Source organism: Leifsonia sp. McL0607 (assembly GCF_049993355.1).
In the GTDB taxonomy this organism is placed as follows: Bacteria; Actinomycetota; Actinomycetes; order Actinomycetales; family Microbacteriaceae; genus Leifsonia.
On sequence record NZ_CP188253.1, the window covers coordinates 1,262,122 to 1,274,221 of the forward strand.

12 protein-coding genes and 1 pseudogene are annotated in these 12,100 nt (G+C 68.8%); 9 read left to right on the forward strand and 4 right to left on the reverse strand.

Features of this window, described 5'->3' with window-relative positions:
* The first annotated feature begins 51 nt into the window (after positions 1-51).
* The 5 genes from ACPPVW_RS06035 to ACPPVW_RS06055 all read left to right on the forward strand — a co-directional run bounded on the left by ACPPVW_RS06035 (position 52) and on the right by ACPPVW_RS06055 (position 5,715).
* On the forward strand, positions 52-1,443 hold the full coding sequence (locus tag ACPPVW_RS06035) for an extracellular solute-binding protein (protein ID WP_426625615.1): 1,392 nt from the start codon (positions 52-54) through the stop codon (positions 1,441-1,443).
* A gap of 4 nt (positions 1,444-1,447) precedes the next feature.
* Positions 1,448-2,440, forward strand: coding sequence for a carbohydrate ABC transporter permease (locus ACPPVW_RS06040; RefSeq protein ID WP_426625616.1), 993 nt, complete (start codon positions 1,448-1,450; stop codon positions 2,438-2,440).
* Positions 2,437-3,318: a carbohydrate ABC transporter permease gene (locus ACPPVW_RS06045; RefSeq protein WP_426625617.1), complete on the forward strand. Its 882-nt coding sequence runs from the start codon at positions 2,437-2,439 to the stop codon at positions 3,316-3,318. The genes ACPPVW_RS06040 and ACPPVW_RS06045 overlap by 4 nt, the downstream gene beginning before the upstream one ends.
* Positions 3,315-4,568 carry an alpha-L-fucosidase gene (locus ACPPVW_RS06050; RefSeq protein WP_426625618.1) on the forward strand — a complete coding sequence of 418 codons (1,254 nt, stop codon included), beginning with the start codon at positions 3,315-3,317 and terminating at the stop codon, positions 4,566-4,568. Before ACPPVW_RS06045 ends, ACPPVW_RS06050 begins: the two co-directional genes overlap by 4 nt.
* A gap of 73 nt (positions 4,569-4,641) precedes the next feature.
* Positions 4,642-5,715 (forward strand): threonine aldolase family protein, encoded by a 1,074-nt coding sequence (locus ACPPVW_RS06055; RefSeq protein WP_426625619.1) that lies wholly within the window; start codon positions 4,642-4,644, stop codon positions 5,713-5,715.
* Positions 5,716-5,906: 191 nt separating this feature from the next.
* Here ACPPVW_RS06055 and ACPPVW_RS06060 read toward each other — a convergent pair whose 3' ends face one another.
* Both ACPPVW_RS06060 and ACPPVW_RS06065 read right to left on the reverse strand, forming a co-directional pair.
* Entirely contained in the window at positions 5,907-6,254 is a 348-nt protein-coding gene (locus tag ACPPVW_RS06060; protein WP_426625620.1) for a GNAT family N-acetyltransferase, read from the reverse strand.
* Positions 6,255-6,505: 251 nt separating this feature from the next.
* A pseudogene (locus ACPPVW_RS06065) lies at positions 6,506-6,670 on the reverse strand (GNAT family N-acetyltransferase, cg3035/Rv0428c family); the annotation flags it as partial.
* Between the two features lie 74 nt (positions 6,671-6,744).
* Between ACPPVW_RS06065 and ACPPVW_RS06070 the strand changes: the two are divergent.
* The 3 genes from ACPPVW_RS06070 (at position 6,745) to ACPPVW_RS06080 (ending at position 8,394) form a co-directional block, all read left to right on the forward strand.
* The gene (locus ACPPVW_RS06070; RefSeq protein ID WP_426625621.1) at positions 6,745-7,071 is read left to right on the forward strand and encodes a hypothetical protein; all 327 of its coding nucleotides are present in this window, start codon (positions 6,745-6,747) and stop codon (positions 7,069-7,071) included.
* 111 nt (positions 7,072-7,182) lie between these two features.
* Positions 7,183-7,680 (forward strand): hypothetical protein, encoded by a 498-nt coding sequence (locus ACPPVW_RS06075; RefSeq protein ID WP_426625622.1) that lies wholly within the window; start codon positions 7,183-7,185, stop codon positions 7,678-7,680.
* A gap of 123 nt (positions 7,681-7,803) precedes the next feature.
* Positions 7,804-8,394, forward strand: coding sequence for a nitroreductase family protein (locus ACPPVW_RS06080; RefSeq protein WP_426625623.1), 591 nt, complete (start codon positions 7,804-7,806; stop codon positions 8,392-8,394).
* A 72-nt stretch (positions 8,395-8,466) separates the two neighbouring features.
* Here ACPPVW_RS06080 and ACPPVW_RS06085 read toward each other — a convergent pair whose 3' ends face one another.
* Positions 8,467-9,516: a zinc-dependent alcohol dehydrogenase family protein gene (locus ACPPVW_RS06085; protein ID WP_426625624.1), complete on the reverse strand. Its 1,050-nt coding sequence runs from the start codon at positions 9,514-9,516 to the stop codon at positions 8,467-8,469.
* A gap of 96 nt (positions 9,517-9,612) precedes the next feature.
* Entirely contained in the window at positions 9,613-11,766 is a 2,154-nt protein-coding gene (locus ACPPVW_RS06090) for an ATP-dependent Clp protease ATP-binding subunit (RefSeq protein WP_426625625.1), read from the reverse strand.
* 121 nt (positions 11,767-11,887) lie between these two features.
* On the opposite strand from ACPPVW_RS06090, the gene ACPPVW_RS06095 reads away from it, so the two are divergent.
* On the forward strand, positions 11,888-12,067 hold the full coding sequence (locus tag ACPPVW_RS06095) for a hypothetical protein (protein WP_426625626.1): 180 nt from the start codon (positions 11,888-11,890) through the stop codon (positions 12,065-12,067).
* The last annotated feature ends 33 nt before the right edge of the window (positions 12,068-12,100 follow it).

Genomic DNA, 12,100 nt, shown 5'->3' on the forward strand with positions numbered 1-12,100 from the left:
GCCGACCGCCGCGCCGCGACGGAGCCGAGCGGGCCGACGAAAGGCACAACAATGACGTTCAGCCGAAGGGGCAGCGCGCCCCAGACCAGGAAGACCCTCCGCCGCGGCGGTCTGCTCGCCCTCCCCCTCGTCCTCGCTCTCAGCGCCTGCGGCATCGGCGGAGGCGGCGCGTCCACGAACCGCGCCGGATCATGCGAGATCAGCCCGGAGGCCGCAAGCGGCAAGGCCATCACCGGCGAGCCCAGCGGCACGATCACCTTCCAGACCACCAACCTCAAGCAGGACTTCAGCCCGTACTTCACGAAGCTCATCTCGGAGTTCGAGAAGAAGTATCCGAAGGTCGATGTCACTTGGCAAGACGACCCGGGCGACGCGTCGTTCACGCAGCGCCTGGTCACCGACGCGCAGGGCTGCAAGCTTCCCGACGTGCTCAACCTCAACCAGACCACTGCGTACGCGCTGCACAAGGAGAACTTCCTCCTCGACCTGACGGCGGCGAGGCCCGGCATCCAGGAGCCGTTCATCCCGTCGGTCTGGGACAGCCTCCGCTTCCCCGGCGAGAAGGACAGCTACGTGATGCCCTGGTACTGGGGCCTCACCGGGCTGCAGACCTTCAATGCCGAGCTGATGAAGAAAGCCGGTCTCGACCCCGAGAACCCGCCGACGACACTCTCCGAGCAGTTCAACGCCGCGAAGAAGGTCGCCGCCGCCTCCGGCGGCCAGTTCTACTCGTTCGCGGCCAACCCGCGCTGGCGCGTGCCGGGCGACTGGCAGCTCATGGACGCGAAGGTGACGAACACCGAACAGACCACGTTCACCTTCGCCGACGACCCCAAGATCGTCGACTGGCTGACCCAGTACAAGGACATCTACGCTGCGGGCGCCCTGCCGAAGGACACCCTCTCCTCCGACACCGAGATGACGCAGCTCTACTCGGCAGGCGACCTGGTCTGGGGCTCCACCAACGCCTCGTTCCTCCGGTACGTGAAGGACACCAACGTCAGCGTCTACGACAAGACCGGGGTCGCCCCACTGCTCGACGCCCGCGGCCGGGCGATCATGGAGGGGCAGCTCGTCGCGATCCCCTCGACGAGCAAGAACCCGGCGGCGGCCCTCGCCTTCGCCGAGTTCCTGCTCAGCCCCGAGAAGCAGACCGAGTTCGTCTCCGACCCGCGCATCTCGAACTTCCCCTCGACGACCGCGTCGATGGACATCCCCAAGTTCACGCAGATCACCGGTGACACCCCGCTCGACAAGGCCAACCGCATTTCCGTCGAGCTGGCGGACAAGGCAGAGAACATGTTCATCTACAACTGGTCCGACGCCGTCAACACGGCGGTCGTCAGCCAGCTCCAGCTCGCGATCAGCGGGAAGAAGAGCCCGACCCAGGCGCTGAAGGACGCGCAGGACAAGGCCAACTCCATCCTGAAGAACCAGGACTGATCCGATGACCGCGACGTTGCGGCTCGCCGATCCCCCGGGCCTGCCCGACACCGACGGCACGCGTCGCGGGCCCAGGCCGGGGCGCCCGAAGGGGCGCCCCGGCAGCGGGGCCGCGCTCTACCGTGCCTGGTGGATGCCGCTGCTCTGGACGGCGCCGGCCATCCTGGTCACAGCCGTCTTCGGGGTGTTCCCCTTCATCAACACGATCGTGCTCTCGTTCACGGACGCGCGCCCGCTCGGCGGCGGCGGGAGCTTCGTCGGTCTGGAGAACTACGAACGCCTCCTGAGCGACGGCGACTTCTGGAGCGCGGCGGGCAACAGCGTGCTCTACGCCATCGTCGCCGTACCCCTGCTGGTGATCCTGCCGCTGATCCTGGCGCAGCTGGTCGTCAAGCGCATACCTGGCATCGGCTTCTTCCGCACGGCGTACTACGCGCCGGTGATAGCCTCGACGGTCGCAGTCGCGCTGGTCTGGCAGAACCTCCTCAACGAGCGCGGGCCGATCAACACCTTTCTCGCCCAGATCGGGATTCTCGCCGAGCCGATCCCGTTCCTCTCCGACAGCACGCTGCTGCTGTTCAGCGCCATCGCCCTGACCGTGTGGAAGGGTCTCGGCTGGTACATGATCTTCTACCTCGCAGCGCTCGCGAACGTGCCGCGGGAGCTGTATGAGGCGGCGGAGCTGGACGGCGCCGGCGCGATCCGGCGGTTCGTCAGCATCACGGTGCCGAGCGTGCGGCTGACCGTGCTGCTCGTCGCGATCATGTCGGGCACCGGCTCGCTGCGCATCTTCACCGAGATCTACGTGCTCGGCGGCTCCACCGGCGGCCCAGGCGGCGCCGACCGCACCCTCCCGTTCTACATCCGCGACGTCGCCCTCGACCCCGTGACCGGGAACACCGGTTATGGCTCGACGGTCTCCATCGCCCTATTCGTCATGACGATCGGGCTGGCCGTCGCGGCGCACAAGCTCTCCAGCGCCAAGGGGGACGAATGACCGCAGGCATTCCTGTCCGCTCCGACCGCGCCCGGTCGCCACAACGCCGCGGAAACCGCCGCACGCGGGGACTGATCGGACGTTACGCGCTGCTGGTCGGCGTGCTGTTCATCACGGTCGGCCCGCTGCTCTGGCAGGTGTCGGCCTCGCTCAAGGGACCGGACGAGCCGATCTTCGGGCATGTCGCGACCGTGCTGCCGACCCAGCCGACGCTCGCCGCGTACGCCACCGTGTTCGATCAGGTCCCGATGGTCCTCTACGTGCGCAACAGCCTCATCATGTGCGTGCTGACGGTCTTCTCGCAGATCGTGTTCCCGACCCTCGCCGGCTACATGCTCTCCCGCACCGGCTGGCGTGGACGCACAGGGTTCTACTGGCTGCTCATCATCTCGATGATGTTCCCGTTCGAGTCGATCATGGTCTCGCTCTACACGATGATCACGGACATGAACCTCGGCGACAGCTTCGTCGGCGTCTGGCTTCCCGGCGCGATCTCCGCGGTGAATGTGCTCATCATGCGCGCCACCTTCGCCGCCGTCCCCGACGAGGTCGAGGACGCCGCGATGATCGACGGCGCCGGAGAGTGGCGGCGGTTCTTCACGATCTTCCTGCCCGCGGCGAAGGGGTCGATGGTCGTGGTGATCATCAACTCGTTCATCTCGGCGTGGGACGACTTCCTGTGGCCGTTCATCGTGCTGCGGAGCGAGTCGAACTTCACCCTCTCCCTCGGGCTGTCCCGGCTCGACGCGTCCTCGCTCGCCTTCGACCCCCGAGTCGTCATGGCGGGCTCGGTCGTCGCGATCGTTCCCATCCTCGTCCTGTTCATCATTCTCCAGCGCCACTTCTTCCGCGGCGTCGAATCGGGGGCCATCAAGTGATCATCAAACCGACCGCGAGACAGCTCGCCTGGCAGAGCCGGGAGTTCGGGATCTTCCTGCACTTCGGACTGAACACGTTCCATGGCAAGGAATGGAGCGACGGCACCCTCCCGGCGTCATCGTTCGATCCGGGCGAGCTGGACGCGCGCGAGTGGGCCGACGCCGCGGTCGAGCTGGGGGCGGACTACGTCGTGCTCACCGCGAAGCACCACGACGGCTTCTGCCTGTGGCCGACGCAGACGACCGACTACTCCGTCGCGTCGTCGCCGTGGCGCGACGGCCGCGGGGACGTCGTGGCCGAGTTGGCGGAAGCCTGCCGCGAGGTCGGGCTCGGGCTCGGGCTCTACCTCTCGCCCTGGGACCGCAATGCCGAGTGCTACCCGGACCCGGAGCGCTACAGCGACTTCTACGTGCGCCAGCTGACCGAGTTGTGCACCCGCTACGGCCCGCTGGTCGAGCTCTGGTTCGACGGGGCGGGGTCGGAGGGCTACGAGTACGACTGGAAGCGCATCATGGCCGTGGTGAACGAGCACCAGCCCGACGCGATGGTGTTCAACATGGGCGCCCCGACCATCCGCTGGGTGGGCAACGAGAACGGGCTGGCCGCAGACCCGGTCGAGTACGTCGTGCGCGAGACCCAGCTGAGCAACTACACGATCGTGACCATCGACTCCGGAGGCAGTCTCTACCTGCCGCCGGAATGCGATGTCTCGGTGCGCCGCGGCTGGTTCTGGCACCCCGAGGACGAGCCGAAGGACGTCGAGCACCTGCTCGCGATCCACTACGGCTCGATCGGGATGGGCGCCAATCTGCTCCTCAACATCCCGCCGGACCGCAGCGGCCGGCTCGACTCCCGTGACCTTGCCGTGCTGCGCGAGTGGCGGGCCGAGCTCGACCGGCGGTTCGCGGAGCCGATCGAGGCAGAGCTGGTGCGCACGGACTGCGGCTGGGAGGCCCGCTTCGGCCGGGAGGTGACGATCGACCACCTGTTGCTGCGCGAAGAGCTGGGAGACGGCCAGCGGATCACCGCCCACCGCCTGCTCGACGGCGGAGAGACCGTGGCGGACGGACTCACCGTCGGCGCCGGCCGACTGCACGCCTTCCAACCGCGCGTGGTGCGCTCGCTCGCCGTCGAGGCGGACGGGGACGTCCCACGGCTGGCCTCGGTGACCGCTTACCGCACGGGACACACGAACATCCCGCAGCCGCCGGCCGGCTACCTGGCCCCGACGACGCCTCCCGAGTCGTGAGACCGCCGCACACCATCGACCTGGGCACCCTGGACTGGCGGCTCTCGGCCGCCGCCGAATTTAGGATGGACGGGTGACACTACAACTCCACGACCTGAACCTGCGCGGCTTCGCCTCCGACAACTATGCGGGAGTGCATCCCGAGATCCTCGACGCGATCGCCGCCGCCAATGACGGCCACCAGATCTCCTACGGCGAGGATGTCTACACCGAGCGCCTCCACGAGGTGTTCGCCGACCACTTCGGCGAGGGCGTGCAGGTGTTCCCCGTCTTCAACGGCACCGGCGCCAACGTCACAGGGCTGCAGTCGATGGTGCCGCGCTGGGGCGCGGTGATCTGCGCGAAGACCGCGCACATCAACACCGACGAAGCGGGCGCGCCCGAGAAGGTGGGCGGCCTCAAGCTCCTTCCCGTCGAGACGCCGGACGGCAAGCTGACGCCCGACCTCATCGACCGGGAGGCGTGGGGCTGGGGCGACGAGCATCGCGCCCAGCCGCTGGTCGTCTCGATCACGCAGACCACCGAACTCGGCACCGCGTACACGGTGAACGAGATCCGCGCGATCGCCGACCACGTGCACGCGAGCGGCATGAAGCTGCACATGGACGGCGCCCGCATCTCCAACGCCGCCGCCACCCTCGGAGTGCCGCTGCGGGCGTTCACGACCGACGCCGGCGTCGACGTGCTCAGCTTCGGCGGCACCAAGAACGGGATGCTCTACGGCGAGGCCGTGGTCGTCCTGAACCCCGCCGCGTCAGAGGGGCTGCTCTATCTGCGCAAGGTGAACATGCAGCTCGCGTCGAAGATGCGCTTCATCTCCGCGCAGCTCATCGCGCTGCTCACAGGCGACCTCTATGTGCGTTCGGCCTCGCACGCGAACGCCATGGCCTCCCGCCTGCGCGGCGCGCTGGAGACCGGGATCGCCGACGGCAGCATCAAGGGCCTCGGCTTCAGCCAGGCCACCGAGGCGAACGGCGTCTTCGCCACACTGCCCGCCGGTGTCGCTGACCGGCTGCGTCAGCACTTCCGCTTCTACGACTGGGATGCGGCACGTAACGAGGTGCGCTGGATGTGCTCGTTCGACACGACGGAACAGGACATCGATGGATTCGTGGCGGCGCTCGTCTCCGAGCTCGCAACAGCCTGACCGATCGACCGATACCCACCCCTCAAACTGGGGGCACGCCGGGGTACAAAACTGTCCTCCATTTGGCCGACGCGTCCGGTAGGCTTCTAAGAGTCGTCGGAGGAACCCGAATCAACCGCCGGTGATAACCCCGAAGCGTATGCCGGGCGGTGCGGAGTAACCCTAGTCTCCACACCGCCCGGCATCGTGGTTCACGCGGTCCGTTCCCAGTACGCATAGCCGGAGGCGCGGCGGAAGCCGAGCCCGGCGTAGAGCGCGTGAGCGGGGCCGTTGCCCGCGAGCACCTGCAGCCAGAGCGATGCCACGCCCCGGTCGGCCGAGGCCTCGGCGAGCGCCGTCGCGAGTGCGCGCGCGAGCCCCCGACGCCGGGCGTGCGGTAGGGTCGCGACCGCATACAGCCCGCCCCACTCGCCCACCAGCCCGAGCCGCGCCACAGCGTCGGGCGCGGCGGGATCCCCCGACCACGCGTACAGCGCCGGTCCACCGGCGAGGATGCGGGCGACCACCTCGCGCTCGGCGGGTCCGCCGCGACCGTCCACCGCCCACCACGCGTCGAGCCAGCCGGCGGCGGCGAATCCGCGACTCCGAGCTCTGCGGAGAGCCTGCCGGCGACCGCATCGGTGGCCGCGTCCGCGACCTCCCTCCGATCGGCGATCAGGATGTCGGTCGGGGAATGCTCTCGGTAGCCGCGCGCCGCGAGCGCCGCCGGGAGATCGTGGGGCGACGCCGCGCTCAACTGGAACACGGTCGGGAGGCCGCGCAAGGCGTACCACCGTTCGGCGTCGTCGATCGCGGTCGATAAGTCGAGGACGTCGGCGGAGGCCAGCACCGAGTTCGCCCGGTTGGTCACGCCCTCGGACGCGCGCAGCGTCCAGCCCCCGCGCTCTTCGCGCTCCAGCGCCGGCCATCCGGCGTCGGCGAGACGGTCGAGGTCCGCGGGGGCGGGAGGGCGCATCAGTCGACGCTAGCGCACTCCGCATGTCCGCGACGGGCTGCCCGCCCTGCGCCCGTGGGCGTACCGTGCCTGCCATGACCGAGACGAAGACCGCCGCGCCCGAGACCGGCGCCGGCCCGTTCCCCGCCGCCGAGATCGCGGGCCTGAGCGCCAAGACCGTCGCACACGTCGTCCACTACCGACGGAAGTCCTACGTCACGCTTCCCTCCGAGGGTTACGCCCTCCTCAAGCGCATTCGCACGCTGATGCGCGACGGCACGACCGACTTGGTGCCGCTGGTGCACAAGGACGGATTCGTCTGGCTCGCCATCGGCCCGAGCATCCCGATCGCGGTGGACGAGATCGAGGCGGACCGCGGCGAAAGCGAGAAGCACACGCTCAAGCGCCTCGGCCTGCACTAGCGCAGGGGCTCGGGACGACTGCTCGGGCTTCTGGCGGACGTCGAAGATCGAGCGTTCACGCCTCCTCGGACGCCACTACTGTGGGCGGCGCCCGGAGGCTATGCTGACGCCGTGACCGCAGTCGAGCGCTCCACCCGTGGGACGATCCACGCCCTAGCGCGCCGCCGCGTGACTGCCGCGATCGTCGGTATCGCCGTCCTCGGGCTGCTCTCTGGGTGCGATCTCCTCGCGCCGCAGGAGACGAAGAACATCAGCGAGACGGCGGACGGCGTCAACGGCGACATCGGGGCCATCTTCATCGGCAACGCCGTGCTGCTGACTTCGGATCCCTCCGGGACCACGAGTCTCGTCGCGACGCTCGTCAACGAGGGCGAGTCGAACGAGGACGTGCGGATCAGCACCGAGTCCGGCACGGAGACGGTGACCGTCAAGCCTGCGGAGTCGGTGCAGGTCGGCACATCCGACGGTCAGTCGGTCACCTTCGAGGGGCTCGGAGCAAAGCCGGGTTCGTTGGCGTTCGTGACGTTCGAGACGAGCACGGAGACCGAGACACTCAACGTGCCGGTGCTCGACGGCTCACTGCCCCAGTATCAGGATCTGGTTCCGTAGACCTTTCTGAGAGCTTCGACTGTGAGCCGACTGGAATAGCCGCGCAGGTCGATGTGTTCTCATGGGCATAGCTGGGCAATGGAGCCTCGTGCATCGCCAACCACGTCGAGGAGAACCATCCCCATGTCGCTGATCGACACCGTCACTCGCACCGCCGACACGTCCTACCCCCTGCTCCCCGCTCTCGCCGAGCGGTGGAGCCCGCGCGCCTTCGACACCGAGGCTGTCATCGACGAGGCCAAGCTCACCGCCGCCCTGGAGGCCGCGCGCTGGTCGCCGTCCGCCAACAACTCCCAGCCGTGGCGCTTCGTCGTCGCCCGTCGCGGCAGCGCAGCTTTCGACACGATCGTCGCGAACCTCATGGGCTTCAACCAGACCTGGGCCGGCGCCGCCGGTGCTCTCGTCGTCGCCCTCGCAGAGGTCGTGGACGGAGACGGCAACGAGCGGCGCTGGGCCACCTACGATGTGGGCCAGGCGGTCGCGCACTTCAGCGTGCAGGCTCACCACGACGGCCTCCACACCCACCAGATGGGCGGCTTCGACGCCGCTGGCCTGCGCGCCGCGTTCGACCTCGACGAGCGGTTCGTCCCCGTGTCGGTGACCGCCGTCGGCATGCTCGGCGACGTGGACGCCCTCCCGGAGCCGCTGCGTCAGCGCGAGCTCGCCCCGCGCACCCGCACCCCCCTCGACGCTCTGCTCGTCATCAACTCCTGACCCGCCCCCGAGACGTGGGTAGTCGCGGAAAATCGACGTTCGATTCCCGCGATTACTCACGTCTCGGGGGCGTCAGGGGCGGACGAGGGCCTTGATGGCGCGGCGCTCGTCCATGGCGGCGTAAGCCTCGGCGATGTCGGAGAGCGGCAGCTCGAGGTCGAAGACGCGACCCGGCTGGATGGCGCCGGACCAGACTTCCGGCAGCAGCTCCTCCACGTAGTTGCGCACCGGGGCGACGCCGCCGTTCACGCCGACGTTGGTGCCGAAGAGGGTGCGGATCGGCAGCTCGGCCCCGCCGTTCGGCACGCCCACGTAGCCGACCATGCCGCCGGGGCGGGCGGAGTGGAGCGCCTGGTCCATCGACTCCTTGGTGCCGACGGCCTCCAGGACGCAGTCCGGGCCGATGCCGTCGAACAGCTCCTTGACCGCGGCGACGCCGGCGTCGCCGCGTTCCGCGACGATGTCCGTCGCGCCGAACTCGCGCGCCAGCGCCTGACGGGACTCGTGTCGCGACATCGCGACGATGCGAGAGGCGCCCAGCCGCGCGGACGCGAGCACGGCGCACAGGCCGACCGCCCCGTCGCCGACCACCACGACGGTGCTGCCCTCGGCCACGCCGGCCGACACGGCCGCGTGGTGTCCGGTGCCCATGACGTCCGAGAGCGCGAGCAGACTCGGGATGAGGTCGTCGGCGGGATACTCGGGCGTCGCCACGAGCGAGCCGTCGGCGTGCGGCACGCGGATCTTCTGGCCCTGGCCACCGTCGGCGAAGCCGCCGAGCTGGTCGTTCGCACCCCAGGCGCCGCCGTGGAGGCACGAGGTACTGACGCCGTTCCTGCAGTTGAGACAGGTCATGTCGCAGTCGTAGAAGGGCGCTATGACGAAGTCGCCGACGGCGATGGCGCGCACCTGCGGCCCGACCTCCTCCACGACCCCGACGAACTCGTGACCGATGCGGCGCGGGCTCGTGGTGCGGGTGACGCCGCGGTACGGCCACAGGTCGGAACCGCACACGCAGGCCGCCACCACTCGCACGATGGCGTCGCCGCCGGTGGAGAGGACGGGGTCGGGAACTTCCTCGAGGCGAACATCGCGTTCGCCGTGGATCAGGGTCGCAAGCATGGCTCAGAGCCTACGCCCGCCGCGAAAAGGCCGTCGAAGAGTGAGCAGGCGCGGGAAATCGCGCACGGATTCCCGCACCTGCTCACGTCTCGGCCGCTAATCGCGGATGGGGGCGACGGTGAGGCGGTCGCCGGCGGGGGCGAGGTCGACCCGGACCTGGTCGCCGTCGCGGATCTCGCCGGCGAGGAGCTCGGTCGCCAGACGGTCCTCGATCTCGCGCTGCATCAGGCGACGCAACGGGCGCGCGCCGTAGATCGGGTCGTAGCCGCGCTCGGCCAACCAGCGCCGGGCGTCCGGAGTGACCGCCAGCTCCAGCCGGCGCTCCTCCAGTCGCCGCATCAAGCGGTCGATGTTCAGCTCGACGATCTCGCCAAGCTCCTCCTGGTCGAGCGTCGAGAACACGACGATGTCGTCGAGGCGGTTGACGAACTCCGGCTTGAACGCCTGCCGCACCATCTGCAGCACGGCCTCCTCGCGCTCCGTCTCGCCGAGCGTCGGGTCGACCAGGAACTGGCTGCCCAGATTCGAGGTCAGGATGAGGATGGTGTTGCGGAAGTCGACCGTGCGGCCCTGGCCGTCGGTGAGCCGGCCGTCGTCGAGCACCTGCAGCAGCACGTCGAACACCTCGGGGTGCGCCTTCTCGACCTCGTCGAGGAGGATCACCGAGTACGGACGGCGCCGCACGGCCTCCGTCAGCTGACCGCCCTGCTCGTAACCGACATAGCCGGGAGGGGCACCGACGAGTCGCGAGACGGAGAACTTCTCCCCGTACTCGCTCATGTCGATGCGCACCATCGCCTTCTCGTCGTCGAACAGGAACGCGGCGAGCGCCTTCGCGAGTTCGGTCTTGCCGACGCCCGTCGGGCCGAGGAACAGGAACGAGCCCGTCGGACGACCCGGGTCGGAGATGCCCGCACGCGTGCGGCGCACGGCGTCGGCGACCGCCTGCACGGCCTTCTTCTGGCCGATGATGCGGCGCCCGATCTCGTGCTCCAGGTGCAGCAGCTTCTCGGTCTCGCCCTGCGTGAGCCGGGCGACCGGGATGCCGGTCCACGCGGCCACCACCGCGGCGATGTCGTCGGCGGTGACCTGCTCGTTCACCATGCGCGGGTGGCTGTGCTCGGCCTGCTCGGCCTCCGCCAGCTCCCGCTCGATGCCCGGGATCGTCTCGTACTCGATGCGCGAGGCCTCCTGGTACCGGCCGTCGCGCAGTGCGAGGTCGCGCCGGGTCTTGGCCTCCTCGAGCTGCGAACGCAGCGCGCCCACCCGGTTGAGCGCCGCCTTCTCGGCGCGCCAGCGCGCCTGCAGCTCTTCGAGCGTGCCCTCTTGTTCGTGGAGGCGCTCGCGGAGCTGCTCGAGGCGGTCCTTGCTGGCCTCGTCCTTCTCTTTCTTGAGCGCGAACTCCTCAAGTTTCATGCGCTCGACCTGACGCTGCAGGGTGTCGATCTCCACCGGAGCCGAGTCGATCTCCATCTTCAGCCGGCTGGCGGCCTCGTCGATCAGGTCGATCGCCTTGTCGGGCAGCTGCCGCGCGGTGATGTACCGGTTCGAGAGGGAGGCGGCAGCGACCAGCGCGGAGTCCTCGATCGTGACCCCGTGATGCGCCTCGTACCGGCCCTTGAGTCCGCGCAGGATCGCGACCGTGTCTTCCACACTGGGCTCGCCGACGTACACCTGCTGGAACCGCCGCTCGAGCGCGGCGTCTTTCTCGATGAACTCGCGGTACTCGTTGAGCGTTGTCGCGCCGATCAGGCGCAGCTCGCCGCGGGCCAGCATGGGCTTGAGCATGTTGGAGGCCGCGACGGAGCCCTCCCCGCCGCCGGCGCCCATCAGGATGTGCAGCTCGTCGACGAAGGTGATGATCTCGCCCTCGGCATCGTTGATCTCCTTGAGGACGGCCTTGAGCCGCTCCTCGAACTGGCCGCGGTACATCGCGCCGGCCACCAGCGCCGACAGGTCGAGCGTCACCAGCTGCTTGCCCTTGAGCGAGTCGGCGACGTCGCCGGCGACGATCCGCTGGGCCAGCCCTTCTACGACGGCGGTCTTGCCGACGCCGGGCTCGCCGATGAGCACGGGGTTGTTCTTGGTGCGCCGCGTCAGCACCTGGCTGACACGGCGGATCTCGGCGTCACGTCCGATCACCGGGTCGAGCTTGCCGCTCTTCGCGATCTCGGTGAGGTTGATGCCGTATTGTTCGAGGGCGCTCTTCGCCTCCTCCTGCGTGGAGGGGGCGCCTTGCATGTTCGCCATACTCCGCTGTTTCCTTTCACGGTCCGGTGACAAAGTTGAGTCTACTAAGCTCAACTTTGTTTTGGCGAGGGCTATTTCCGAATCCTGTCTCGGCAGCCGCGCTGCGACTAGCCTGAGCTCCATGGTCGACCCGGCGGACGTGCGGATCGTGCTCCTCGACAGCGCGACCGCGGCGACGCTCGCCCAGGTCCTCCCGCTCCTCCTGCTGACGCTCATGGTGGAGCTGCGACGGGTGGAGGTGCACCGCCGTGGGCGCATCCGGCTGACCCGCAGCCGCCGAGGGGCACGTAGACGTCCCTAAAACGGAGTTTTAGGGACGTTAACGTGCCCTTCG